At 70.5% G+C, this 24,602-nt stretch carries 21 protein-coding genes and 3 pseudogenes; 13 read left to right on the top strand and 11 right to left on the bottom strand.

Translation table 11 applies throughout. From position 1 onward, the window contains the following. Positions 1-173 precede the first annotated feature (173 nt). Both VT50_RS15790 and pepE read left to right on the top strand, forming a co-directional pair. The gene (locus tag VT50_RS15790) at positions 174-1,004 is read left to right on the top strand and encodes an IclR family transcriptional regulator (protein ID WP_046090109.1); all 831 of its coding nucleotides are present in this window, start codon (positions 174-176) and stop codon (positions 1,002-1,004) included. Positions 1,005-1,078: 74 nt separating this feature from the next. Beyond that, entirely contained in the window at positions 1,079-1,810 is a 732-nt protein-coding gene (gene pepE, locus VT50_RS15785; RefSeq protein ID WP_046090108.1) for a dipeptidase PepE, read from the top strand. 35 nt (positions 1,811-1,845) lie between these two features. Here pepE and VT50_RS15780 read toward each other — a convergent pair whose 3' ends face one another. Further along, a complete protein-coding gene (locus VT50_RS15780) occupies positions 1,846-2,370 on the bottom strand; it encodes a DinB family protein (protein ID WP_240529184.1) in 525 nt (174 codons plus the stop codon). 437 nt (positions 2,371-2,807) lie between these two features. On the opposite strand from VT50_RS15780, the gene VT50_RS15775 reads away from it, so the two are divergent. Together VT50_RS15775 and VT50_RS15770 are read left to right on the top strand one after the other, a co-directional pair. After that, the gene (locus tag VT50_RS15775; protein WP_046090129.1) at positions 2,808-5,066 is read left to right on the top strand and encodes a M4 family metallopeptidase; all 2,259 of its coding nucleotides are present in this window, start codon (positions 2,808-2,810) and stop codon (positions 5,064-5,066) included. Positions 5,067-5,414: 348 nt separating this feature from the next. After that, a complete protein-coding gene (locus VT50_RS15770; protein WP_046090128.1) occupies positions 5,415-7,052 on the top strand; it encodes a M4 family metallopeptidase in 1,638 nt (545 codons plus the stop codon). A gap of 71 nt (positions 7,053-7,123) precedes the next feature. Here VT50_RS15770 and VT50_RS15765 read toward each other — a convergent pair whose 3' ends face one another. The 7 genes and pseudogenes from VT50_RS15765 to VT50_RS40990 all read right to left on the bottom strand — a co-directional run. Next, the gene (locus VT50_RS15765; protein WP_046090106.1) at positions 7,124-7,495 is read right to left on the bottom strand and encodes a type 2 periplasmic-binding domain-containing protein; all 372 of its coding nucleotides are present in this window, start codon (positions 7,493-7,495) and stop codon (positions 7,124-7,126) included. Then, entirely contained in the window at positions 7,473-8,234 is a 762-nt protein-coding gene (locus VT50_RS15760) for a DUF5753 domain-containing protein (RefSeq protein ID WP_053048820.1), read from the bottom strand. Before VT50_RS15760 ends, VT50_RS15765 begins: the two co-directional genes overlap by 23 nt. Then, positions 8,210-8,734, bottom strand: a complete 525-nt coding sequence (locus tag VT50_RS15755; RefSeq protein ID WP_046090105.1) for a DUF6879 family protein — start codon at positions 8,732-8,734, stop codon at positions 8,210-8,212. Before VT50_RS15755 ends, VT50_RS15760 begins: the two co-directional genes overlap by 25 nt. Continuing rightward, positions 8,718-8,921, bottom strand: coding sequence for a hypothetical protein (locus VT50_RS15750; protein ID WP_046090104.1), 204 nt, complete (start codon positions 8,919-8,921; stop codon positions 8,718-8,720). Before VT50_RS15750 ends, VT50_RS15755 begins: the two co-directional genes overlap by 17 nt. A gap of 103 nt (positions 8,922-9,024) precedes the next feature. Further along, complete coding sequence (locus VT50_RS15745) at positions 9,025-9,222, bottom strand: DUF397 domain-containing protein (protein WP_046090103.1); 198 nt, start codon at positions 9,220-9,222, stop codon at positions 9,025-9,027. Between the two features lie 13 nt (positions 9,223-9,235). Beyond that, complete coding sequence (locus VT50_RS40995; protein ID WP_276207308.1) at positions 9,236-9,403, bottom strand: Scr1 family TA system antitoxin-like transcriptional regulator; 168 nt, start codon at positions 9,401-9,403, stop codon at positions 9,236-9,238. Positions 9,404-9,506: 103 nt separating this feature from the next. Beyond that, positions 9,507-9,740: pseudogene (locus VT50_RS40990) on the bottom strand (Scr1 family TA system antitoxin-like transcriptional regulator); the annotation flags it as partial. Between the two features lie 33 nt (positions 9,741-9,773). On the opposite strand from VT50_RS40990, the pseudogene VT50_RS15735 reads away from it, so the two are divergent. Beyond that, a pseudogene (locus tag VT50_RS15735) lies at positions 9,774-10,073 on the top strand (O-methyltransferase); the annotation flags it as partial. Between the two features lie 19 nt (positions 10,074-10,092). On the opposite strand, the gene VT50_RS15730 reads toward VT50_RS15735, so the two are convergent. Together VT50_RS15730 and VT50_RS15725 are read right to left on the bottom strand one after the other, a co-directional pair. Next, complete coding sequence (locus tag VT50_RS15730) at positions 10,093-10,854, bottom strand: ABC transporter permease (RefSeq protein ID WP_046090102.1); 762 nt, start codon at positions 10,852-10,854, stop codon at positions 10,093-10,095. Beyond that, positions 10,847-11,863, bottom strand: coding sequence for an ATP-binding cassette domain-containing protein (locus tag VT50_RS15725; RefSeq protein WP_240529183.1), 1,017 nt, complete (start codon positions 11,861-11,863; stop codon positions 10,847-10,849). The genes VT50_RS15730 and VT50_RS15725 overlap by 8 nt, the downstream gene beginning before the upstream one ends. A gap of 92 nt (positions 11,864-11,955) precedes the next feature. Here VT50_RS15725 and VT50_RS15720 point away from each other — a divergent pair, with 92 nt between their 5' ends. Continuing rightward, complete coding sequence (locus tag VT50_RS15720; protein ID WP_046090100.1) at positions 11,956-12,528, top strand: TetR/AcrR family transcriptional regulator; 573 nt, start codon at positions 11,956-11,958, stop codon at positions 12,526-12,528. Next, entirely contained in the window at positions 12,525-13,148 is a 624-nt protein-coding gene (locus VT50_RS15715; RefSeq protein WP_046090099.1) for a mycothiol-dependent nitroreductase Rv2466c family protein, read from the top strand. The genes VT50_RS15720 and VT50_RS15715 overlap by 4 nt, the downstream gene beginning before the upstream one ends. Before the next feature lie 56 nt (positions 13,149-13,204). Here VT50_RS15715 and glgP read toward each other — a convergent pair whose 3' ends face one another. Beyond that, entirely contained in the window at positions 13,205-15,892 is a 2,688-nt protein-coding gene (gene glgP, locus VT50_RS15710; protein ID WP_079343839.1) for an alpha-glucan family phosphorylase, read from the bottom strand. Between the two features lie 186 nt (positions 15,893-16,078). On the opposite strand from glgP, the gene VT50_RS15705 reads away from it, so the two are divergent. From VT50_RS15705 to VT50_RS39980, 6 genes and pseudogenes are all read left to right on the top strand, one after another. After that, complete coding sequence (locus VT50_RS15705) at positions 16,079-16,942, top strand: helix-turn-helix domain-containing protein (RefSeq protein WP_079343838.1); 864 nt, start codon at positions 16,079-16,081, stop codon at positions 16,940-16,942. A gap of 68 nt (positions 16,943-17,010) precedes the next feature. Beyond that, on the top strand, positions 17,011-18,285 hold the full coding sequence (locus VT50_RS15700; protein ID WP_046084348.1) for a S8 family peptidase: 1,275 nt from the start codon (positions 17,011-17,013) through the stop codon (positions 18,283-18,285). Between the two features lie 280 nt (positions 18,286-18,565). Continuing rightward, on the top strand, positions 18,566-20,560 hold the full coding sequence (locus tag VT50_RS15695) for an alpha-1,4-glucan--maltose-1-phosphate maltosyltransferase (RefSeq protein WP_046084347.1): 1,995 nt from the start codon (positions 18,566-18,568) through the stop codon (positions 20,558-20,560). Further along, a complete protein-coding gene (gene treS, locus VT50_RS15690) occupies positions 20,557-22,302 on the top strand; it encodes a maltose alpha-D-glucosyltransferase (protein ID WP_046084346.1) in 1,746 nt (581 codons plus the stop codon). Before VT50_RS15695 ends, treS begins: the two co-directional genes overlap by 4 nt. A 387-nt stretch (positions 22,303-22,689) precedes the next feature. Further along, positions 22,690-24,267, top strand: a complete 1,578-nt coding sequence (locus VT50_RS15685) for a maltokinase N-terminal cap-like domain-containing protein (protein ID WP_046084345.1) — start codon at positions 22,690-22,692, stop codon at positions 24,265-24,267. Positions 24,268-24,416: 149 nt separating this feature from the next. After that, positions 24,417-24,602: pseudogene (locus VT50_RS39980) on the top strand (hypothetical protein); the annotation flags it as partial.

The raw sequence follows: 24,602 nt of genomic DNA, 5'->3' as shown, positions 1-24,602 counted from the left end.
CCCGACCGGCTGCGAGCGGGAAGCGGTGCGCGGGGCGGGCACGGCCGCCGGGCACCGGACACCAGTCACCGGTCTGACCAGGGATCCTCCCGGCACCGGCCCCGCCAGGGTCCGCCCGGTGTCGCGCAGTGCGCAATGATTTCTCTATATCCGAGAATGTTTATCCTTTCGTCATGGCCGACCAGACGCCCGTAACCGGCGCCCCGCCCCTCCAGACCGCGGACCGCGTGCTGAATGTGCTGCTGTCCTTCGACCGGGAGCGCCCGGAGTGGGGCGTCACCGAGATCGCCGAGGAGTTCGGGCTGGACAAATCGGTGGCCCAGCGGCTGCTGGCCGCGCTCGCCTACCGGGGCTTCCTGGTCTCCGACAAGCGCTCACGCCGCTACCGGCTGGGCCCGGCGGTGTGGCATCTGTCCTGGGTGTGGGAGCGGGGCGGCGGCATGGCGAGCCTGGCCCGGCCCACCCTGGAGGCGCTGGCCGAGGCGGTCGGGGTGAACGTGCTGTTCGCGGTCCCGGACGGGGTGCATATGCGCTGCGTCGCGGCGGCGGACGGGGCCACCGGACCGCTGCGCTACTACGTGCTGGCGGGCGAGCTGTACCCGGCGCACGCCGGGGCCACCTCGCGCGCCTACTTCGGTATGCTCCCGCCCGGTGACCGGGCCGTGCTGCTGTACGGCCGTCCGATGGCGCGCTTCGGCGAGCACACCCTGACCGATCCGGCGCGGCTGGAGGAGCGCTTCTCGGAGGTGCGGCGCGAGGGCTACGCCTACTCCGAGGGCGAGTACGATCCGGACACCGCGGCACTCGCGGCGCCGGTTCTGGTGGGCAGACGTCCGGTGGGCACCCTGACCCTGGCCGCCACCCCCGAGGTGCTGCGCCCGCGCCGGGAGCAGCTGGTGGCGCCGCTGCTGCAGGGCGCCGCCGATCTGGGCCGGGCGCTGACGCCCGCCCGGCCGCGACGGCGCGAGCGGCGCGAGCGGCGCGAGCGGCGCGAGCGGCGCTGAACGGCGCCGTGTCGGCGCCGGACCACGCGGCGTGCCGCCGCCTCCCTCGTACCCCCTCCCGGAAAGGCCCCCTCATGCAGTTGCTGCTGCTGTCGAACTCCGCCGCGCCCGGCCGTGGCTATCTGGAACACGCGCGGGAGGAGATCGCCTCGGCGCTGAACGGCGCGCGCGGGCTCGTCTTCGTGCCGTACGCGCTGGCCGACCACGACGGCTACACCGCCCAGGTGGCCTCGGCCCTGGAGCCGCTGGGCGTGGCGGTCACCGGTGCGCACACCGCCGACGACCCGGCCGGTCTGGTGCGCGGGGCGCAGGCGGTGTTCGTCGGCGGCGGCAACAGCTTCCGGCTGCTCAAGGCGTTGCACGAGCGCGATCTGGTCCGGGCGATACGGGAGCGGGTGGCCGCGGGCGCGGTCTACATGGGCTCCAGCGCGGGCACCAACATGGCCTGCCCGACCCTGCGCACCACCAACGACATGCCCATCGTCCAGCCGCCCACCTTCGCGGCGCTGGGCCTGCTGCCGTTCCAGATCAACCCGCACTACCTCGACGCCAGGCCGGACACCGCCCACATGGGCGAGACCCGGGCCCAGCGGCTCGAGCAGTTCCTGGAGGAGAACGACGTCCCCGTGCTCGGCCTGCGCGAGGGCACCTGGCTCCGCCGGGACGCGGACCGGCTGACCCTGGGCGGCATCGACGCCGGGGCCATCCTCTTCCGCCGGGGCGAGGACCCGGCGGAGCTGCGCCCCGGCGCCGACCTGAGCGCCCTGCTGCGCGAGGAGCCGCGCTTCGACTCCGCCGCGCGCTGACGGCGGGACCGTTCGTCCCGCCGGTCTCCCACGCCTCACTCGCCGACCGTGCCGTCCGCCAACTCCCGTACGACATCCAGCTGTCCGGCGTGGCGGGCGTACTCCTGGAGCAGATGGAACAGGATCCAGCCGAGCGTCGGGGCGTCGGCCTCGGTGGCGAACCGCCCGCCGGTGGCCGCCCGCCGCTCCAGCGGTACGCCCGCGACGGCCGCCCGGGACCAGGCGCACTGCCGCTCGTACCGCGCCCGTACCTCCGCGGACGACCTGCCCTCGGGCACCCGCCACCGGTCGTCGGGGCCGCGGTCGCCCCAGGGGTCGTCCACCGCCTCGCCCAGGAATCCCCAGCGCAGCCAGCGCCGTTCGACATGGGTCAGATGGTGGAGCAGTTCCAACGGGGTCCAGCCGGAGGGCAGTCGGCTGGTGCGCAACTCGTGCTCCGGGAGGCCGTCGAGCTTCTTGGTCACGACGGAGCGGACGTAGTCGAGATAGGCGCCGAGCATGTGGTGGGGATCGGTCAGCGAATGCGGCGGCTCGTCGATCGGATTCATGGGGTGGGACATGGGTCGATGCTAGGAAACGCCACCGACATCGCGCGCATTACCGAAATTGACTGTAAATCACCGTCATGTGAACACGGCACACCTGTCAACGGACGCTTTCCGGACAAGTTTTTGTCGCGATCCTGACATGTCGAGTCCATTGATGGCACTCTTCCCTCGGCCGAGGCGCAGCGCTTCCCCCAGCCCACAGCTGCCGCCCGTAGCCGCTGCCACAGCCACACCGGCCCTCCACACCAACCCGCACGCGTTCTGCCCTGCCCTGCCCGGACGGCGACCCAGCCGCCCGGTCGTCCCGGCCGTGTCACCGCACGGCCAGCGCAGAAGGAGTCAGCGTGAGATCCCTCCCCCAACGGCACCTCAGACCCAGCCGCCGCGGATCCGGTCGCACCCCGGGCAACCGGGCCATCGCGACCGGTGCGCTGGTCGTCGCTGCGGCGATGATCGGCGTCGGCTTCCAGAGCGGCACCGCCGCCGCCCGCCCTGACGACTCCGCCACGAACGCCACGAACGCCACGAACGCGGCCGACCGCCCCGCCGCCCGTACGATCTCCGGCGCCCCCGACCCCCGCGCCCTCCCCGTGAAGCTGTCCCCCGCCCAGCGCGCCGAGCTGATCCATAAGGCCGATGCCGCCAAGGGCGAGGCCGCCCAGGACCTCAGGCTCGGGGCCAAGGAGAAGCTGGTCGTCAAGGACGTCATCAAGGACGCCGACGGCACGACCCACACCCGCTACGAGCGCACCTACGCCGGACTCCCCGTCCTCGGCGGCGACTTAATCGTCGACCGGGCGAAGAGCGGCGTGCCGCTGACCGTCGCCAAGGCCACCAAGGCCCGGCTGGCCGTCCCGACCACCAGCGCCGCCGTCACGCCCGCCACCGCCGAGAAGGCCGCCGTGAAGGCGGCGAACGCGCAGGGTTCGCGGAAGACCGCGGCCGACCGGGCGCCCCACAAGGTGATCTGGGCCGCGAAGGGCACCCCGGCCCTGGCGTATGAGACGGTCGTCGGCGGCCTCCAGGAGGACGGCACCCCGAACGAGCTGCACGTCATCACCGACGCGGCCACCGGCAAGAAGCTGTTCGAGTTCCAGGGCGTCAAGACGGGCACCGGGAACAGCCAGTACAGCGGCCAGGTGGCCCTCGGCACCTCGGGCGCCTCGGGTTCGTACAACCTCACCGACTCCGGGCGCGGCAACCACAAGACGTACAACCTCAACCGCTCCACCTCGGGCACCGGCACCCTCTTCACCGACGCCGACGACGTCTGGGGCAACGGCACCACCTCCGACGCCGCGACCGCCGGGGTGGACGCGCACTACGGCGCCGCCGAGACCTGGGACTACTACAGAGACGTCCACGGCCGCACCGGCATCCGGGGCGACGGCGTCGGGGCGTACTCCCGGGTCCACTACAGCAGCGGCTATGTCAACGCCTTCTGGCAGGACGCCTGCTTCTGCATGACCTACGGCGACGGCTCGGGCAATGCCAAGCCGCTGACCTCCCTCGATGTCGCCGCGCACGAGATGAGCCACGGCGTCACCGCGGCCACCGCCAACCTCACCTACAGCGGTGAGTCCGGCGGGCTCAACGAGGGCACCTCCGACATCTTCGCCGCCGCCGTCGAGTTCTACGCCGACAACGCGAGCGACCCCGGTGACTACCTCGTCGGCGAGAAGATCGACATCAATGGCAACGGCACCCCGCTGCGCTACATGGACAAGCCCAGCAAGGACGGGGCCTCCAAGGACAGCTGGTACTCCGGTGTCGGCAATGTGGACGTCCACTACTCGTCCGGCATCGCCAACCACTTCTTCTACCTGCTCTCCGAGGGCAGCGGCGTCAAGGTCATCAACGGCGTGAGCTACGACAGCCCGACGTACGACAACCTCCCGGTCACCGGCATCGGACGGGACAACGCGGAGAAGATCTGGTTCAAGGCACTGAGCCAGCGGATGACCTCCAACACCAACTACGCGGGCGCCCGCGACGCCACGCTGTGGGCCGCGGGTGAGCTGTTCGGCCAGGGCAGCGCGCAGTACAACGCGGTGGCGAACGCCTGGGCCGGGGTCAACGTCGGCGCCCGGATCGCCGACGGCGTCACCGTCACCCCGCCCGGCGACCAGACCAGCATCGTCGACCAGGCCACCAGCCTCCAGATCACCGCGACCAGCTCCAACCCGGGCGCGCTGAGCTACGCGGCCGACGGGCTCCCCGCGGGCCTGGCCGTCGACTCCACCACCGGGCTGATCTCCGGCACCCCGACCACGGTCGGCCCGAGCGCGGTGACCGTCACGGTGACCGATTCGGCGGGCAAGACCGGTACGGCGTCCTTCGGCTGGACGGTGAACACCAGCGGCGGCAGTGTCTTCGAGAACACCGCGGACATCGCCATCCCGGACGCGGGCGAGCCGATCACCTCACCGATCACGGTGAGCCGGGCCGGTAACGCGCCCGCCAACCTCCAGGTGGGCGTGGACATCGTGCACACCTACCGCGGCGACCTGGTGATCGATCTGGTGGCCCCGGACGGCACGGCCCACCGGCTGAAGAGCGCCAGCCTCTTCGACTCGGCGGACGACGTGCGGACCACGTACACCGTGGACGCGTCCTCCGAGACCGCGGTCGGCACCTGGAAGCTACGGGTTCAGGACCTGTACGCCCAGGACACCGGCTACATCAACAGCTGGAAGCTGACGTTCTGACGGAGCCTTGAGGCTCACCCAGGACAGGCGCCGCCAGGGGTCGACCCGACTCCCCCTGGCGGCGCCTCTCGTCGTCCCTGACCTTTGCTTCTTGTCGTCCCTGGCCCTTGCCCCTCGCCGTCCCCGACCCTGACGTCCGGTTGTCCGGAATCCGAAGGTTGATCAGCATTCAACGAACATTTTCCCCTCGGCCTGTCATGAAACCCGTGACATGTCCCGGACTTGTGTGACAGTCTGCCCAACGCATTACGCATCAGTACCTCTTGTTCAGCACCGGGCCGCACTTCCCCGCAGTCCGGCGCTGATCCCCCACAGCAACGAGGAGATCGCGTGCGCAAGACCTTCAGCATGCCCATATCCGGTGCCGGTAAGCGGCGTTCCGCCATCGCGGCCGGTACCGCGGTCGCCGCGGCGGCCCTGCTCGCCTCCGGGCTGACCACCGGCACCGCCGGTGCCGCCCCGGCCGACGCCAAGTCCGGCGCCCAGCCCGCGGCGCTCACCGCCTCGGCCCGTGCCGAGCTGCTCCGCGAGGCCAACGCGACCAAGGCGGACACCGCCTCTTCGCTCGGCCTCGGCGCCAAGGAGAAGCTGGTCGTCAAGGACGTCATCAAGGACGCCGACGGCACCGTCCACACCCGCTACGACCGCACCTACGACGGTCTGCCCGTCCTCGGCGGCGACCTGATCGTCCACCGTGCCAAGGGCGGTGACGTCCGAAGCGTCACCAAGGCCACCAAGGCCACCGTCAAGGTCGCCTCCACCACGGCCGGGATCGCCCCGAGCGCCGCGGCGAAGTCGGCCGTCAAGCTGGCCAAGGCCGACGACACCGCCGAGGCGGCGGCCGACCAGGCCCCGCGCAAGGTGATCTGGGCCGCCGACGGCAAGCCCGTCCTCGCCTACGAGACCGTCGTCGGCGGGGTGCAGAAGGACGGCACCCCGAACCAGCTGCACGTCATCACGGACGCCGCCACCGGCAAGAAGCTCTACGAGTACCAGGGCATCGAGACCGGCAAGGGCGAGAGCGAGTACAGCGGCTCGGTCGAGCTCGGCACCAGCAAGGAAGGCAGCGGTTACACCCTGACCGACGCCGACCGCGGCGGCCACAAGACCACCAACCTGGAGAACGGTGAGGAGGGCGAGGGCAAGGCCTTCACCGACGACGACGACAACTGGGGCACCGGCAAGCCGGACGACCCCCAGACCGCCGCCGTCGACGCCCACTACGGCGCCGCCGCCACCTGGGACTACTACAAGAACGTGCACGGCCGCGACGGCATCGCGGGCGACGGCAAGGGCGCCTACTCCCGCGTCCACTACGGCGACAGCTACGTCAACGCCTTCTGGGACGACAGCTGCTTCTGCATGACCTACGGCGACGGCGAGGGCAACAAGGCCCCGCTGACCGCGCTCGACGTCGCGGGCCACGAGATGAGCCACGGCGTCACCTCCAAGACCGCGGGCCTGGAGTACACCGGCGAGTCGGGCGGCCTCAACGAGGCCACCTCCGACATCTTCGGCACCTCGGTGGAGTTCAACGTCAAGAACTCCACCGACGTCGGTGACTACCTCATCGGCGAGGCGATCGACATCAACGGCGACGGCACCCCGCTGCGCTACATGGACGAGCCGAGCAAGGACGGCCAGTCCGCGGACAACTGGTCCGACGATGTGGGCAACCAGGACGTGCACTACTCCTCCGGTGTCGCCAACCACTTCTTCTACCTGCTGTCCGAGGGCAGCGGCGCGAAGGAGATCAACGGTGTGAAGTACGACAGCCCCACCTCCGACGGCTCCAAGGTCGAGGGCATCGGGCGGGAAAAGGCCGAGAAGATCTGGTACAAGGCCCTGACCACGTACATGACCTCCAACACCGACTACCACGCCGCCCGTGAGGCCACGCTGAAGGCCGCCACGGACCTCTACGGCGCCGACAGCGCCGAGTCCAAGGGCGTGGACGCCGCCTGGGCCGGGGTCAACGTCAAGTAACCCCATCTGAGCGACCGGTGCCCGGGGCCCAAGGCCCCGGGCACTGTCGTCTGCCGTCCACCACCGGGGCCCTACCATCCACCAGCCGCCAGCTGACACGCCCGCTGATTCTCGGCGGCGGCGCACGGCAGACGGCCGTGTTCCTCAATGAGGTTCCGCCCGGTGTCCCCGGCCAGATAGTCGAGGAACTTCGAAGTCAGGGAGTTCGGGGGCGGTGAGGTGTAGGTGTACGCGTACTCCGGCTCCCAGAACGGGTAGCTCCGCTCCCGCACCGCGTCGATGGAAGGCTTGCGGCGGTCGAGGGCCACCGGCTGGAGATTCCCCTTCTGTGCGCTCTCCTCGGCGGAATGCAATTCGGCGTAGCCGATCGCGCCAGGGATGTTCGCCACCGTCTTCAACACCTCCGCGGTGCTGTCGAGTTCACAGCGGACCACGGTGTCCACGCAAGAAGTCGTCTCTCACGCTCTCGATCATTCTCCGCATGTCGTCACCGAGGACGGCGACCGAGGAAAAACCATCGAACTTATCAACGTATTGAGCGACATCTCTCGGATCCGTAACCACCAGTTCAGCGTGGACTGTCTCGACGGTCACAACCCTCGCATCCCGGATGACGAATGCGTGGTTAGCGATGTCATGCTGCTCGACAGAGAAGGGGACAATCCGGAGACTTATATGCGGCAATCGCGAAAGCGAGATGAGTCTGTCCAGCTGCTCGGCCATCCTGGAGGGCGACACGATGCGCCAACGGAGCACATTCTCCGTGATGACGAAATTCAGACTCTTAGTTTCGTCATGTAGAACCTGCTGACGCGCAAGGCGAGCGGCTGCAGTGCGCGTCAGGGTGTCCCCGCTGAGATCATGGCGAGTGAGGACAGCCCGAATGTACTCGGGGGTTTGCAACAGGCCGGGAACCAGGGCGGGCTGGGAGAGTTGCAGCCGTCTCATACGGGATTCCAGCGCTCTCGTCTGCTGTTGTGCCTTGTGCACTCCCAACCGACGTACCAGTCGCCACGCCGTGGTTTCGGTGGCCGCCGCTCGCGCGGCGTCAAGGTATTGAGCCTTGACGTCGTCAGAGACGCCAAGAGTTACGGTCTTGGCTTCCTTCCCGGATGCCAACCATAGTGCCCGCAGCGCTGCTCCAAGCTCTCCCCTGTTCACTCCCCGTGCTTCGCCCACCATTCCGAGAAGGGCTCCGCGTGGGCCAGCGCCATGTCCCGGTACTCGATGAACTCAGAGGCACGGCTACTGGTCAACGTTTCCCGCCCGGTAACCACTCCCGCAGCGTCGTAGTACATGGCGACGGGTACGATGCTGTCGAAAAGCCAGAAATCCCCTACGCCGTCGAGTGGGTTGCTCGTGTCCGTAGTGTCGAGAATGAAGAACTCTTCACCACCGGCCTGGTTCGTGAGATATCCCCAACCAAGCTCGAACCGAAGGTACGGCGTGAGGGGACGCGAGAGAATGTGCACCCGGTAGACGCGCTTCCCGTTGCCCGTATGGGACCGGAGTTCCGCCACCCACTCGGCGTTGTAGCCCTCGGGGCACGCTTCCCCCGCGAGAAACCGCAGGTACACGTCCGAGTTGCCCGATCCGCTGTAGTCGTCCAACGTCTCTAGCCGGAACGCCTCGCGTTCGAAGGCGTCGAACAGCTCACCGAGGCTCTTAGACGAGCTGGTCACGAAGCGCCTTCCGAATGAGGTCGAGGAGAAGCTGCGTCGGGATCTCCACGATGCCCTCGTTCGCGGGAATCTCCAGCCCGTGATCAACGGGCACCTCACCTTGCACAAGGAGGGTGTCCCGGTCCGTGGCGTAGATGGTCGGGCGATCCTTGATGTCGCACGTACTGACGAGCATCGATACCTTCATCAATCCCCTCCTGGTCTCTGCTGTGTCGTGTCGATACTCGCGACCGCCGCAGCTGGTGCGCAAGACATCCATGTTTCCAGAACAGGAAATCCGTACCGCACTGTCACTCGGTGATGTGATCGAACTGCCCCGCCCTGGCAGCGCGTATGAAGGTTCTCAGACGCGTGCGGGTGGTTGAGAGTATGACCTCTGGGTGTTCGCTCTCGCGGAGCATTATTGTGTCGCGCTCCCCCACCGCGAGGTTCACGCACGAGGCTGATTCCTGACAGTACGAAGACTGTCGCCAAGGGACCGGTGCCATGTGTCGCTCCTTGTCAGAGTTCGCGAATGAGTCCGTGGATGAAGTCGCGGGACTCCTCCTGCTTGAGTGCGATGGCTTCCATCTTGCCGATCACCAAGCGGTACTTCTCCAGCTGAGCTTGGGCATCGAGCAGAAGCGAGCCATGAGCCTGCTCCAACAAGACCGTGTCGAGTTGGGGCACGGGGCCCGAGAAGTAGTTGATCGACTGGCCGGAACCTGCGAACGTCCCCGTTACTGAACGGGACCACCCGGATGGTGATGTGCTCCAGTTCGCTCATGTCGAGCAAATGCTGAAGCTGCGCACGGGACGTGTGCGGGCCACCGAAGCGCATGCGCAGGGCAGCCTCGTGGATCACGGCCTTGCAAGGCGTGGTCCCGTCGCCATAGAGAACCCGCTGACGCTTGATGCGGTACGAAACGCGGTCTTCCACATCGGGCGGCGGAAGTGGGGGCACGCCCTCTGCGAAGATCGCCCGAGCGTGATCAACAGTCTGCAGCAAACCGGGAACGTGGAGCACGGTGGCCAGCACCAGTGCCGTGGCGTGCTCAGGGACGACCGCGTCAGGGTTCTGGCCGGAGACTGGCGGCTTCTTGAGCGGCACGCACCCTTCGATGTCTTCTTCTGCGACGGCGGTGGCAAGCGTGATGACCCCGAGGGGGTCGTCGAGCTGCTTGCTCCCGGTGGCCTTCTGATCCTGGACGACTTCACCCCCTCGCCCCATTGGCCGCCTCGTTTCGACGGCGAAGTGGATGAGCTCCGCGTCTTCTACCTCACGCATCCAGCCCTGGACGCCACCGAAATACTCACCACGCCAGGCAGTTCGGCGGTCGTCGCGGCGCGCCGTCTCTGATCAGGAAGCTCGAGCTCCGTCAGATTCCGCGGTTCATGGCACGGGTGGAGAACGTCAGGCCGACGATGGCGATCGCTGTGGCTGCGATGACGCCGCAGAGGACGGAGGCGTTGAGGAAGTCGCCGATGAACAGGGCGCGGGCGCCGTCGACGATGTAGGTGATGGGGTTGATCGCGGCGATCGTGCTGAGCCAGCCGGGTCCAGCGTCGACGGGGAGCAGGATGCCCGAAAGGAGCGTGATCGGGAAGACGAGCATCTGGGTGACGATCCAGAACAGGCTCCCGCTGGGCACCGAGGCGATCGCCAGGACGTAGGACAGGGCGCTGAGTCCGGTGGCCATGACGATCAGCAGCGCCATGGTCAAGAGAGCTCCGGGCAGGTGGAGGCGCATGCCCAGCGGGATGGCGACGGCGGTGAGGATGATCGCTTGGGCGAACAGGGTGACGGTGTCCTTGCCGGTGCGGCCGAGGATGATCGAGGTGCGGCTGATGGGGGTGACGAGGAAGCGCTCCAGCTGCCCGCCGTTGAGTTCGCTGAGCATGCTGTGACCGGCTGAGAGCGGCCCCATGAGGCACATCATCACGAGGATGCCGGGAACGAACCACTGCCAGACGTCGCCGTCTCCTGCCAGGTCGGCCCCGGTGCCGACGAGCATCGGGCCGAACAGCACCAAGAACAGGAGGGGCTGCCCCATGGTGAAGAGGATGCTGATGGGGGAACGGATCTCTGGCGCCATCTCGCGGGAGAACACGGTGGTGGTGTCGCGGATGAGCTTAGGCATGGGTCGCTCCGATCGGCTCGTCGGTGGTGGTCGCGGTGGCACCGCCCGATTCTTCGAGCGGGCGCCCGGTGAGATTGAGGAACACGTCGTCCAGGGAGGGGCGACCCACGCTGGCGCGGGTAACCGTGATGGAGTCGTGGTCCAGGAGCCGTAGGAAGGCGGGCAGCGCGGCTTCGGCGCCGACGATCCGTACCCGCACGCTCTGACCGTCCGTGGTGACCTCGGAAGCTCCCGCCATCCGACCGGCGAGACGCGCGGCTGCCCGTGCGGTCTCGGCGTCGGAGGTGGTGATCTGCATCCAGTCACCGGCAAGGCTGGCTTTCAGGGCGTCCGCGGTGCCGTTGGCGATGACCTCGCCGCGGTCGACGATCACGATGCGCTCGGCCATGTGGTCGGCCTCGTCGAGGTAGTGGGTGGTCAGCAGGATCGTGATGCCGTACTCGCGGCGCAGGAGTTGTATCTGGTCCCACAGACCGGCCCGGCTCTGTGGGTCGAGGCCGGTGGAGGGTTCGTCGAGGAAGAGCACGTGGGGGTTGTGGATGAGACCCAGGGCGATGTCGACACGGCGTCGCTGACCGCCCGAAAGCGTGCCGGGGTTGCGCGCGGCCAGGTCGCCGATGCCCAGGACCTCCAGCACCTCATCGGCCCGGTGGCGCGCGTGGCGGGTTTTCAGTCCGTAGCAGCGGCCCTGGGTGATGAGTTCGTCGCGTATGCGGTGGTTCTCACCGGAGGCGTTCTTCTGGCCCACGTAGCCGATCGCCTCGCGCACCCGGCCCGGTTCCCGGATCGCGTCGTGGCCCGCGATGTGCACACTGCCGGCCGTGGGCGGCAGCAGCGTGGTCAGCATCCGCAGCATGGTGGACTTGCCCGCCCCGTTCGGTCCCAGCAGCGCCACCACCTCCCCGGCGGCGACGTCGAAGCTGACATCGCGCACCGCCTCGATCGTCTCCTTGTCCGCCGTGAAGGTCTTGCGCAGTCCCTCGGCCCGGATCATCTGCTCTCCACTCACTATCTGGACTCTAGGGCATCCAGAATGGAACTCTACACTTCCACAAGCGAGTGTCGAGAACCTTAAGTGGGCGTTGTTGATACCGTGGGGGCGTGAGTGTGAAGAACCGGACCGAACGGGCCATCGTCACCGCCGCCATTCGCACCTGGGCGAGCGAACGGGGGGCGACACTGCCCGAGATCGCCGAGGCGGCAGAGGTCGGTCGTACGACCCTGCACCGCTATTTCCCCGAGCGCGACGGGCTTGTCCGTGCCGCCGTGGAGCACGCGCTGGAGGTCGTCGGTGCCGCGATCGCCGAGGCCCAGCCCGACACCGGTCACCCGCTGGAGGCGATGCGCCGCGTGGTCGCGGCCCTTGCCTCGGTCAGCGAGGCGATCATGTTCGTCTTCGGCGACCAGACCCTGATGCGCGATGTCGTGCCCACAGCCGAGCCCGACCTGCCCACACCCCACGACCCGGTGATCGACCTCATCCGTCGCGGACAGGCTGAGGGCGTGTTCGACGACCAACTCACGGCCGAGTGGATACAGCACGTCCTCTGGGGGGTCACGTACACCGCGTTCGAGCAGGTCGCGAAGGGTTCGCAGGCGAAGTTCGACGTCGCCGCCACCGTGACGCGCACCTTGGAACGGGGCATAGCCGCCCAAGCCGGTGAACCGACATGAGCACCGCCGTGGGGACGACGGACACTGGCGTCGAGACCGGGTGGACAGTGGACTTCTGGCTGGACCCCGCCTGCCCGCTCACCCGCCACACCGCACGCTGGATCACTCAGATCGCCGGCCAGGTGCCGCTTGACGTGCGGTGGCGAGTGATGAGCCTGTCGGTGCTCAACGAGCACCGCGAAGACGACCCCGAGGACGACCCTGACGGCTTTCTCTGGATTCCCGCCCGTGTCGCCGCGGCCATCCAGACAGAGCACGGACACGACGCTCTCGGCGCGTTCTACGACGCGCTGTGGACCGACTCCGACGGCACCGAGAGAGAGTGGATCGGCGACATCGGCGAGGCACTGCGGCGCACCGGACTCCCCGCCGAACTCGCGGAAGCCGGTACGTCCGCCGACTACGAGGCCGAGCTACGCGCCTCCCATCACGACGGCGTCGACCGCATCGACGCCGAGATCGGCACTCCTGTCCTGGCCATCGTCACCCCCGAAGGCGCGCGGCGAGCATTCTTCGGTCCTGTGCTCAACGCCGTCCCGGCAGTCACGGACCAGTTCCGTTTGTGGAACGCCATAGCCCTCCTGACCGACGTCCCAGCCTTCCGCGAGCTCAAGGGATGACCGTGCGCAACCCGGCCGAACACATGCGCTCCGTCGCCAGTTCAGCCGCCGGAGGCTCAGCGCATCAGGACTCCGGCGGCTTCGGATGTGGTCTCCGAGGGGATGGCGATGAGGCCCGGTTCCGCGGGGTGGGAGAGGAGGGGGTGGGTGGGGAGGACGCGGATGGTGTAGCCGAAGGGGCCGGTGCGGTTGAGGGCCAGGGGAGCCTCGTAGCGGCGGCTGCCCGCGAGGTCGGGGCCCGCGGTGGGTTTCAGCGGGACGTGGGTGGCGTCGGTGATGCGGTCGGTGTCGTCCACGCGGCCCGCCACGGCCTGGACTTCGACGTCCGCCGGGTCCAGCGCGCCCAGGCGCACCCGGACGCGGAGGGAGAGCGTCGAGCCGAGTTCGGCGGCGCCGCCCGGGGCGGGTGGGGTGAGGTGGGCCTCGACGTGGTCGACGGCGACGTCCGGCCAGGCGGCGCGGATCCGGGACTTCCAGGCGGCCAGTTCGGCGGCCGCCTCGGGGGTGAGGGCACGGTGGGAGCGGGCGGCGGGGGCGTAGAGGCGCTCGGCGTATTCGCGGACCATGCGGCCCGCGAGCACCTTGGGGCCGAGGGTGGTGAGGGTGCGGCGGACCATGGCGATCCAGCGGCCGGGGAGGCCGTCCAGGCCGCGGTCGTAGAAGCGCGGGGCGATCCGCCGCTCCAGCAGCTCGTAGAGGGCGGCGGCCTCCAGGTCGTCGCGGCGGGTCTCGTCGATGGCGTCGCCGTCGGCGGTGGGGACGGCCCAGCCGAAGTCCGGCTCGTACCACTCGTCCCACCAGCCGTCGAGGACGGAGAGGTTGAGACAGCCGTTCAGCGCCGCCTTCATACCGCTGGTGCCGCACGCCTCCAGCGGGCGCAGCGGGTTGTTGAGCCAGACGTCGCAGCCGGGGTAGAGCTTCTGGGCCATGCCCATGCCGTAGTCGGGCAGGAAGACCAGGCGGTGGCGCACCCGGGGGTCGTCGGCGAAGCGGACCAGTTCCTGGATCAGGCGCTTGCCGCCGTCGTCGGCCGGGTGGGCCTTGCCCGCGACGACGATCTGGACCGGCCGCTCGGGGTGGAGCAGCAGCTCCATCAGCCGGTCCCGGTCGCGCAGCATGAGGGTGAGCCGCTTGTAGGAGGGGACCCGGCGGGCGAAGCCGATGGTGAGGACGTCGGGGTCGAGCACCCCGTCGATCCAGCCGAGCTCGGCGGTGCCCGCGCCGCGCTGCCGCCAGGAGGCGTACAGCCGCTGCCTGACCTCGGCGACCAGCCGCTTGCGCAGGGTGCGGCGCAGCTCCCACAGCTCGGAGTCGCCGAGGTGGCCGAACTGGCGGGCGCCGAGCCGGGTGACCTCGGGGGCGGTCCAGGTGGGCGCGTGCACCCCGTTGGTGACGGAGGTGATGGGCACCTCCTCGGGGTCGAAGCCCGGCCAGAGCCCGGCGAACATCTCCCGGCTGACGCGGCCGTGCAGGGTGGACACGCCATTGGCGCGCTGGGCCAGCCGCAGCCCCATCACGGCCATGTTGAAGAGGTTGGGCTCCCCGCCGGGGTACGTCTCCATGCCGAGCGCGAGGATCCGCTCGGCCTCGATCCCGGGCAGCTCGGCGCCGTCGCCGAAGTGGCGCGCGACCAGCTCGCGGTCGAAGCGGTCGATCCCGGCGGGGACGGGGGTGTGGGTGGTGAAGACGGTCCCGGCCCGCACCGCCTCATGGGCGGCGTCGAAGTCGGCGCCAGCGGCGATCAGTTCGCGGATGCGCTCCAGGCCCTGGAATCCGGCGTGGCCCTCGTTGGTGTGGAACACCTCGGGTTCGGGGTGGCCGGTGAGCCCGCAGTACGCGCGCAGCGCGCGGACGCCGCCGATGCCCAGCAGCATCTCCTGGAGCAGCCGGTGCTCGCTGCCGCCGCCGTAGAGCCGGTCGGTGACCTCGCGCTCGCCGTGGCCGTTCTCCTCCACGTCGGAGTCGAGCAGCAGCAGCGGCACCCTGCCCACCTGGGCCTGCCAGACGCGGGCGCGAAGCGGACGGCCGCCGGGCAGGGTGAGCGGGCTCCGTACGGGCCGTCCGTCCGTCCCGCACAGCTGGGTGAGCGGCAGCTCGTCGGGGTCCAGGACCGGATAGTGCTCCTGCTGCCAGCCGTCGCGGGAGAGCGACTGCCGGAAGTAGCCGTGGCGGTAGAGCAGTCCGACGCCCACCAGGGGGACGCCGAGGTCGCTGGCGGCCTTGAGGTGGTCACCGGCGAGGATGCCGAGGCCGCCGGAGTACTGGGGCAGTGCGGCGGTGATCCCGAACTCCGGCGAGAAGTAGGCGATGGCGGCGGGCAGTCCGGAGGGGGCGGGTGGTGCGGAGGGGGCGGGCGCTGCTGAGGGGGCGGAGGGTACGGGCTCGCCCGGGGGCACCGTGGGTACGGGCCCGACGGGGCCCGGCCCCGCTCTGTCCTCGGCGGCGGCCCGCCCCTGATACCACCGGGGCCCGGTCAGATAGTCGTGCAGATCATCCGCGGCCGCCGTGAGACGGCGCAGGAAGGAGCGGTCCTCGGCGAGGTCCGCGAGCCGGGAGAGGGGTACGGCGCCCAGCAGCCGCACCGGGTCGCCGCCCGACTCCCGCCATCCCTCCGGGTCCACGGACTCGAAGAGCTCGCGGGTCTCGGGATGCCAGGACCAGCGCAGATTGCGCGCCAGCCGGTTGAGCGGTCGCAGGGGCTCCGGAAGGACGGGGCGCACGCTGAATCGACGAATGGCCTTCACCCCTCGACGGTAGCGGCCGACCAGTCCCCGTTTCGGCTGTTTCGCCCCGCTCCCGGGAAGTCGGCCCGAAGGCGGCAACCTTTCCGGCCAAGGGGACGACCGCCGCGGCCAAGGGGACGACCGCGCGCCGTGGCTGACCCGCACAGGGTCAGCCACGGCGCGCGCCCGTACCGGACACTGGTGGGCATGGACACACCTGCCGAGCTGGGGAGCTTTCTGCGCACCCGCCGCGCCGGGCTGCGCCCCGAGGACGTCGGCCTGGTGGCGTACGGGACCCGGCGCCGGGTCCCGGGGCTGCGCCGCGAGGAGCTGGCGCAGCTGGCCGGGGTGAGCGTGGCGTACTACACCCGGCTGGAGCAGGGCCAGTCCACCGGCGCCTCGGACGGGGTGCTGGACGCGATCGCCCGTGCGCTGCGGCTGAGCCAGGACGAGCGGGCGCACCTGGGCAATCTGGCCCGCCCGCCGCGCACCGGGCGCCGCCCCGCGCGGCGCGCCGAGTCCGCGCGCCCGGCGACCCGGCGGCTGCTCGCCGCGATGGACGGCGTACCGGCCGTGGTCCTCGGTCTCCGCTTCGACGTCCTGGCGTGGAATCCGCTGGGGCACGCGCTGGTCGCCGGGCATCTGCCCGCGGACGCGCCCGAGCGCGCCGACGACCGGCCCAACACCCAGCGGATGCTGTTCCTCGATCCGCACGCCCGTGAGCTGTATCCGGACTGGAAGGGCGAGGCGCGGCGCGCGGTCTCCTCACTGCGGATGGTGGCCGGGGCGCACCCCGACGACCGGCGGCTCGCGGAGCTGGTCGGCGAACTGGCCGTGAAGAGCGGGGAGTTCGCGGCGCTGTGGTCGCGCCATCCGGTGCGCCGGTGCGCCTTCGGCACCAAGTCCTTCCACCATCCGCTGGTGGGGCCGCTGGAGCTGGACTTCGAGATGACCCGGCTGCCGGACTCGGGGGGCCAGGCCCTGCTGATGTACGGCGCGGAGCCGGCGTCGGCGTCCGAGGCGGCGCTGCGGCTGCTGGCGAGGGAGACCGTCGCGTTGTACGCCCCCTGATGCGCCCTTGTCCGGATCTTTCGTCCCACGCGAGGCTTGCGCCGTCGAGTTGGGGAGGGGATCGTTCCATGGCATGCGCATCCGCGGGCCCCCGCCGGAGGGTGGCGGCCCCGGCCGCCGTCGTCGCGGTGGTCCTGGTGGTCCTGTCGCCAGCTCAGACCGTGCCCGCGCAGGGGGTCCAGGCCACGGGTCCGGCGGTGGCCCACGGCCGTCCCCCAGCGCACCACGGCCAGACCGCTCCGGACCACGGCTATATCGTCGCCCTGAAGCGGCACCCGGAAGCGCCCGCCGCGGTGTCCGGTGCGGGCCGGGCGCTGATCGAGCGGTACGGGGCCCGGGTGCGCCGGGTCTACCGCAGCGCGCTCAACGGCTATGCGGTACGGGCGAACGCGGCACAGGCCGGGCGGCTGGCGGCCGATCCGCGCATCGCCTCGGTGACCCGGGACGGGCGGGTGTCCCTGCGCTGGTCCCGGGCGCGATTACCGGCTCCGCCCGGCGGCCGGGGGCGGCCGCCGTGGGGTCTGGACCGGATCGACCAGCCGGGCCGGCGGCTGGACGGGGCGTACACCGCGCCCCGCGGCGGCGGGCGCGGCACCACGATCTATGTGATCGACTCCGGGGTGCGCACCTCCCATGAGGACTTCGGCGGCCGGGCCCGCTCCGGCTGGGACTTCGTGGACGACGACCCGCTGGCCGAGGACGGCAACGGCCATGGCACCCATGTGGCCGCCACTGCGGCGGGCACCCGCTACGGCGTGGCGAACGAGGCCGCGGTCGTGGCCGTCCGGGTGCTTGACGACCGGGGCGAGGGCACCATCGCACAGGTGCTGGCCGGAATGGACTGGGTGCTGCGACACGCCAGGCGGCCCGCGGTGGTGAATCTGAGCTTGGGTTCGGCGGCCGCCACCCCGCTGCCCGAATGGGACGCGGCGGTGCGGGCGGGGATCGCGGCCGGTCTGGTCTTCACCGTGGCGGCGGGAAATCAGGACCGGCCCGCGGCCTCGTTCTCACCGGGCCGGGTGCCGGGGGCGCTCACGGTGGGCGCGACCGACCGCGCCGACCGGCGCTCGGGATTCTCCAACTGGGGCCCGGGGATTGACCTGTTCGCGCCCGGTGACCGTATCGCCTCGGCCTCCGGCGCGAGCGATACGGCGGCCAGGACGCTGTCGGGCACCTCGATGGCGGCCCCGCATGTCGCGGGCGCCGCCGCGCTGTATCTCGCCGGGCATCGCTTCGCGACTCCGGCCCAGGTCGGGGCGGCACTGACGGCCATGGCGGGCAAGGGCCGGGTGCGCGGCGCGGGCCCGGGCTCGCCGAACCGTCTGCTGCGGGTGGCCAACTGACGTAATCGCAGAACGCGTCGGGTGGACGGCCCCGCCTACGGGCGGGGCCGATTCATGTACCCGGCGTTACGAACCGGTAGTTAACGGGAACCCGGATTGTCTCCCCATTCCGCGGGGGAAGGCTTTCCACGCGCGCCCCCCCATGGCCGACCCCATCCGCCCACCAGAGTGAACGCGGACAGGAGCTGTCATGCCCGCAACCCAACGCCCGGCGGCAAAACCGATACAAAGGACAAAAGCCGCCCCAGCGCCTCCATCCGCACTGCCGTCAGGTGATCCTATGATCGGTCGCATTCCCATTCTGGATATCCGCCCGCTGATCGACTGCGGCCGCCGCCCCGCAAAGGCGGTGGTGGACGAGACCTTCGAGGTCAGTGCCACCGTGTTCCGGGAGGGCCATGACGCGGTCAACGCCAATGTGGTGCTCCGGGATCCGTCGGGGCGCTCCGGCCCCTGGACCCCGATGCATGAGCTCGACCCCGGCACCGACCGCTGGGGCGCCGAGGTCACCCCGGGCGCGCCCGGCCGCTGGACGTACACGGTCGAGGCGTGGAGCGATCCGGTCGCCACCTGGCGCCACCACGCCCGCATCAAGATCCCGGCCGGGATCGACACCGATCTGGTCCTGGAGGAGGGGGCCAGGCTGCATGAGCGGGCCGCGGCCGGAGTGCCCAAGAACGACGGCCGGGAGGCGGTGCTGGCCGCCGTCGACGGGCTGCGCGACGAGCGCCGCCCGGTGGCCGACCGGCTCGCCGCAGCCCTCGCGCCCGATGTGACCGACGCCCTCGACCGCCACCCGCTGCGGGAGTTGGTCACCTCATCGCGCCCCATGCCGCTCCAGGTGGACCGGGAGCGTGCGCTGTTCGGCTCCTGGTACGAGCTCTTCCCGCGCTCGGAGGGCGCCAAGGTGACCGAGGGGCGACGGCCGGTCAGCGGCACCCTGCGCACCGCCGCCGAGCGGCTGCCCGCGATCGCCGCCGCGGGCTTCGACGTGGTCTATCTGCCGCCGGTCCACCCCATCGGCACCGCCTTCCGCAAGGGCCCCAACAACGCGCTCTCCGCCGGCCCCTTCGACGTGGGCTCGCCCTGGGCCATCGGCTCGGCCGACGGCGGCCATGACGCGATCCACCCCGACCTCGGCACCTTCGAGGACTTCGACCACTTCGTGGCGCGCGCCAGGGAGCTGCGGATGGAGGTCGCGCTGGACTTCGCGCTCCAGTGCTCCCCGGACCACCCCTGGGTCGCCCAGCACCCCGAGTGGTTCCACCAGCGCGCCGACGGCACCGTCGCCTACGCCGAGAACCCGCCCAAGAAGTACCAGGACATCTATCCGCTCTCCTTCGACCGGGACTTCCACGGCCTGGTCCGGGAGACCGAGCGGGTGCTGCGCCTCTGGATGGCGCACGGGGTGCGGATCTTCCGGGTGGACAATCCCCACACCAAGCCGGTGGTCTTCTGGGAGAAGGTGCTCGGCGACATCCACCGCTCGGACCCCGATGTGCTCTTCCTCTCCGAGGCGTTCACCCGCCCGGCGATGCTGAACGCCCTCGGCGCGGTCGGCTTCCACCAGTCGTACACCTACTTCACCTGGCGGAACACCAAGCAGGAGCTCACCGACTACCTCACCGAGCTGTCGGGGGACGCGGCCGCCTGGATGCGGCCCAACTTCTTCGTCAACACCCCCGACATCCTGCACGCCTTCCTCCAGGAGGGCGGCCGCCCCGCCTTCGCGGCGCGGGCCGTGCTCGCCGCCACCCTCTCCCCCTCCTGGGGCGTCTACGCGGGCTACGAGCTGTGCGAGGGCACCCCGCTGCGGCAGGGCAGCGAGGAGTACCTGGACTCGGAGAAGTACCAGCTGCGGCCGCGCGACTGGACGGCGGCCGAGCGCGACGGAGCGTCGATCACGCCGCTGCTCGCCCGGCTGAACCGGGTGCGCCGCCGCCATCCCGCCCTGCGCCGGCTGCGCAACCTCAGATTCCACCACGCCGACAACGATTCCGTCATCGTCTACTCCAAGCGCGCGGGCGACTCGTGTGTGGTCACGGTCGTCAACCTGGACCCTCACCACACCCAGGAGGCGACGGTCTCGTTGAACATGCCGGAACTCGGCCTCGAGTGGCATGAGTCCGTCCCGGTGCGCGACGAGCTCACCGGCGAGACCTATCACTGGGGCAGGGACAACTATGTGCGCCTGGAGCCGGGGCGGGAGATGGCTCCGGCGCACGTGCTGTCCCTGCGACCGTCCTCACCGATCGGAGGGTCACCCACAACATGATCGTCAACGAGCCCGTACCGGACACATTCGAGGACACGCCCGCGGGCGACCGCGATCCCGACTGGTTCAAGCGCGCGGTCTTCTACGAGGTCCTGGTCCGCTCCTTCCAGGACAGCAACGGCGACGGCGTCGGCGACCTCAAGGGCCTGACGGCCAAGCTGGACTATCTGCAGTGGCTGGGCGTGGACTGCCTGTGGCTGCCGCCGTTCTTCGCCTCACCGCTGCGCGACGGCGGCTACGACGTCTCGGACTACACCGCGGTGCTGCCGGAGTTCGGGGACCTCGCCGACTTCGTGGAGTTCGTCGACGCCGCTCATCAGCGCGGGATGCGCGTGATCATTGACTTTGTCATGAACCACACGAGTGATCAGCATCCGTGGTTCCAGGAGTCCCGCAGCGACCCGGACGGACCGTACGCCGACTACTACGTCTGGGCCGACGACGACAAGCAGTACCAGGACGCGCGGATCATCTTCGTCGACACCGAGGCGTCCAACTGGACCTTTGATCCAGTACGCAAGCAGTACTACTGGCACCGCTTCTTCTCGCACCAGCCAGACCTCAACTTCGAGAACCCCGCCGTCCAGGAGGAGGTACTGGCCGCCCTGCGCTTCTGGCTGGACCTGGGCATCGACGGATTCCGGCTCGACGCCGTCCCGTATCTGTACGCCGAGGAGGGCACCGACTGCGAGAACCTGCCCCGGACGCATGAGATGCTCCGGCGCGTCCGGGCCGAGATCGACGCCCACTACCCGGACACCGTGCTGCTGGCCGAGGCCAATCAGTGGCCGGAGGACGTCGTCGACTACTTCGGCGACTTCTCCGCGGGCGGCGACGAATGCCATATGGCCTTCCACTTCCCGGTGATGCCGCGCATCTTCATGGCGGTGCGGCGCGAGTCCCGCTACCCGGTCTCGGAGATCCTGGCCAAGACCCCCGCCATCCCCTCCGGCTGTCAGTGGGGCATCTTCCTGCGCAACCACGACGAGCTGACGCTGGAGATGGTCACCGACGAAGAGCGCGACTACATGTACGCGGAGTACGCCAAGGATCCGAGGATGCGGGCCAACATCGGCATCCGCAGACGGCTGGCGCCCCTGCTGGACAACGACCGCAACCAGATCGAGCTGTTCACCGCGCTGCTGCTGTCCCTGCCCGGCTCGCCGATCCTCTACTACGGCGATGAGATCGGCATGGGCGACAACATCTGGCTCGGCGACCGCGACGCCGTGCGCACCCCCATGCAGTGGACCCCCGACCGGAACGCGGGCTTCTCCTCCTGCGATCCGGGGCGGTTGTTCCTGCCGACCATCATGGACCCGGTCTACGGCTATCAGGTCACCAATGTCGAGGCGGCCATGAGCAGCCCGTCCTCGCTGCTGCACTGGACCCGCCGGATGATCGAGATCCGTAAGCAGAACCCCGCCTTCGGGCTCGGCTCCTTCACCGAGCTGCCGTCCTCCAACCCGGCCGTCCTCGCCTTCCTCCGCGAGGCCCCGAGGACCCGGGACGACGAGGACGACCTGGTGCTGTGCGTGAACAACTTCTCGCGCTTCGCCCAGCCCACCGAGCTGGACCTGCAGACCTTCGCCGGGCGCCATCCGGTCGAGCTGATCGGCGGAGTCCGCTTCCCGGCCATCGGCGAGCTCCCGTATCTGCTCACGATGGCCGGGCACGGCTTCTACTGGTTCCGGCTGCGCCGCGGCGAGGCGGCGGGGCACTGGGCCGACCGCGTCATCTGAAACGGTGCCTCAATCGCCGGACGGGCTGAAGATCAGCCCCTCCGGCGATTGAGGAGCGGGGTCTGGGGCGGAGCCCCAGGTTCGGGAAGGGGCGGGGTGGGGAACGGCCCGCCGCAGGCGCCAAGCTCCGCCACGTCGTTTCGCCGGGCACGGGCCCCACTCATCCGTACGCGTCCATCTCGGGCGCGTACGGGCGTTTTCGACCCCCCGTCATGGGCACTCTGTACTCACACCGTCACCGGTGGGCCCGATGACGTTCACCGGGCCCACCGGCTCACCGTACGGACGATCCTCGCCCGACACGTCCCGCACCGTCGCACAGTCAATGCCGCAATCCGGGACACTTTGCCCTGATCTGTCGTGTGCCCGGGGAAAGGACGCGACGCCATGCCGGAAGCTCCGCTCTCCCGGGGTGCACACCACCCGCCGACCGCCGTACCGCGGGACCAGCCCCCACCGGCCGCCGCCCGCACCGCCGCGGCCGGGGCCGCGGCCGCGGGCCCGCCCGGGCTGCTCACCTCGCTCGCGCCGCTGCTCACGGAGTGGCTGCCCCGGCAGCGCTGGTTCGCGGGCAAGGGCCGTGCCGTCACCGGCTTCGCGCTGGTCTCCGCGACCGAGCTGCTGCCGTGGCGGGCGAGCGGCGGCACGCCCGGGCTGCTCCATCTGCTGATCCGCGCCGAGCAGCCGGAGCCGCCCGGCCACCGGCACGGCTTCGGCTGCGGCCACCGGCGCGGGGCGGCGGCGAGCGACTGCTACCAGCTGCTGCTCGGGGCGCGCCCCGCCCTGCCGCCGCCGCTGGCCCCCGCGCTCATCGGGAGGCCGAGCGGCGGCCCGCTGGACGGGCAGACGGTGTACGAGGCGCTGGCCGACCCCCGGCTCACCACGCTGCTGCTCGAGCGGCTGCGGAGGCCCGGGCGGCTCGGCCCGCTGCGCTTCGTACGGGAGCCGTCCAGCGCCATCCCGGCCGCGCTCGCGCCCCGGGTGATGACCGCCGAGCAGTCCAACTCCTCCGTGGTGTACGGCGATACGTTTATTCTCAAGCTCTTCCGGCGGGTCAGCCCCGGCACCAACCCCGACCTCGAACTCCCCCTCGCGCTCGCCCGCACCGGCTGCGCCCGGGTGCCCGCGCCCGCGGCCTGGTTCGAGGCCGAGCCCCCGGCCGAGGGCGCCGGGCCGCGGCCGGAGCCCTTCACCCTGGGGGTGCTCCAGCCCTTCCTGGCCGGTTCCCGGGACGGCTGGCAGCTGGCGCTCGACGCCCTGGCCGCCGACGGCGACTTCACCGACGCCGCCCGCGCGCTGGGGCACACGACCGCCGAGGTCCATCTGGCGATGGCGACCGCGCTGCCCACCTCCGTGCTGCGCCGCCCGCAGATCGAGCACCTCGCCGCCGCGATGAGCGAACGGCTCGACTCGGCCGCCGCCGCGGTGCCCGCACTCCAGCCGTACCGCACCGCGCTGCACGGCGCGTACGAGGACCTTGCCGAACTGGGACGCGCGGGCCGCACCTGGGCGGCCCAGCGCATCCACGGCGATCTGCACCTGGGGCAGGCGCTGCTGACCGGGAAAGACGTCGGGGATGAGGGCGGAGATGCGGGCGGGGACGTGGGCGGAGGCGGGCGGTGGTCGCTCATCGACTTCGAGGGCGAGCCGTCCCGTCCGCTGCCCGAACGGCGCCGCCCGCAGCCGCCGGTGCGCGACATCGCGGGCATGCTGCGGTCCTTCGACTACGCGGCGGCCGTGGGACGCCATGAGCGCCCGCAGGAGTGGGCGGGCCGCACCCGCGCCGCGTACTGCGCGGGCTATGCGGAGGCGTCCGGTACCGATCCGCGCGCCGAGCCGGAGCTGCTGCGCGCCCACGAGACCGACAAGGCCGTCTACGAGGTGCTCTACGAGGCGCGGCACCGCCCCGACTGGCTGTCCGTCCCGATGACCGCGATCCGCCGCCTGGCCGCCGCCCGCGCCTGACCCCGGGGCCGGACCCCCACCGGCCCCCGAGCAGGGGTCCGGTGGAGCCGGGGCCCCGGGACCCCGACCGGCCCGCTCCTTCCCCGCTCCCCCGATTCCCGCTTCCGACCGTCCCGTCCGACCCCCGACACCCCCGGGAGGACCACCCCGTGACCGCACGACCGCCGTCCGGCCAGTACCCGTCCGACGAGGGACCGGGCCACGCGCCCGCCGCCACCGGCGCCACAACCGGCCCGGCGGTCCCGGCGACGTTCCTCCCCGCCCCCACCCACGCACGGCCCCAACCCGCCACCGCCCGCCGGGACACCGAAACCCCAGCACGCCACGAACAGGAG

The organism is Streptomyces antioxidans, assembly GCF_000968685.2.
Classification (GTDB): domain Bacteria; phylum Actinomycetota; class Actinomycetes; order Streptomycetales; family Streptomycetaceae; genus Streptomyces; species Streptomyces antioxidans.
The sequence above is the reverse complement of the archived record's forward strand: the minus strand, read 5'-3'. Positions and strand labels throughout refer to the sequence as shown.

Bases quoted from the DNA above. Each gene is read 5' to 3' on its own strand.
- VT50_RS15790 (WP_046090109.1), top strand. From the start codon at position 174: ATGGCCGACCAGACGCCCGTAACCGGCGCCCCGCCCCTCCAGACCGCG.
- VT50_RS15705 (WP_079343838.1), top strand. From the start codon at position 16,079: ATGGACACACCTGCCGAGCTGGGGAGCTTTCTGCGCACCCGCCGCGCC.
- VT50_RS15685 (WP_046084345.1), top strand. From the start codon at position 22,690: ATGCCGGAAGCTCCGCTCTCCCGGGGTGCACACCACCCGCCGACCGCC.
- VT50_RS15715 (WP_046090099.1), top strand. From the start codon at position 12,525: ATGAGCACCGCCGTGGGGACGACGGACACTGGCGTCGAGACCGGGTGG.
- VT50_RS15745 (WP_046090103.1), bottom strand. From the start codon at position 9,222: ATGGCACCGGTCCCTTGGCGACAGTCTTCGTACTGTCAGGAATCAGCC.
- VT50_RS15780 (WP_240529184.1), bottom strand. From the start codon at position 2,370: ATGTCCCACCCCATGAATCCGATCGACGAGCCGCCGCATTCGCTGACC.
- VT50_RS15695 (WP_046084347.1), top strand. From the start codon at position 18,566: ATGATCGGTCGCATTCCCATTCTGGATATCCGCCCGCTGATCGACTGC.
- VT50_RS15775 (WP_046090129.1), top strand. From the start codon at position 2,808: ATGATCGGCGTCGGCTTCCAGAGCGGCACCGCCGCCGCCCGCCCTGAC.
- treS (WP_046084346.1), top strand. From the start codon at position 20,557: ATGATCGTCAACGAGCCCGTACCGGACACATTCGAGGACACGCCCGCG.
- VT50_RS15760 (WP_053048820.1), bottom strand. From the start codon at position 8,234: ATGGTGGGCGAAGCACGGGGAGTGAACAGGGGAGAGCTTGGAGCAGCG.
- VT50_RS15730 (WP_046090102.1), bottom strand. From the start codon at position 10,854: ATGCCTAAGCTCATCCGCGACACCACCACCGTGTTCTCCCGCGAGATG.
- pepE (WP_046090108.1), top strand. From the start codon at position 1,079: ATGCAGTTGCTGCTGCTGTCGAACTCCGCCGCGCCCGGCCGTGGCTAT.
- VT50_RS15770 (WP_046090128.1), top strand. From the start codon at position 5,415: ATGCCCATATCCGGTGCCGGTAAGCGGCGTTCCGCCATCGCGGCCGGT.
- VT50_RS15750 (WP_046090104.1), bottom strand. From the start codon at position 8,921: ATGAAGGTATCGATGCTCGTCAGTACGTGCGACATCAAGGATCGCCCG.
- VT50_RS15700 (WP_046084348.1), top strand. From the start codon at position 17,011: ATGGCATGCGCATCCGCGGGCCCCCGCCGGAGGGTGGCGGCCCCGGCC.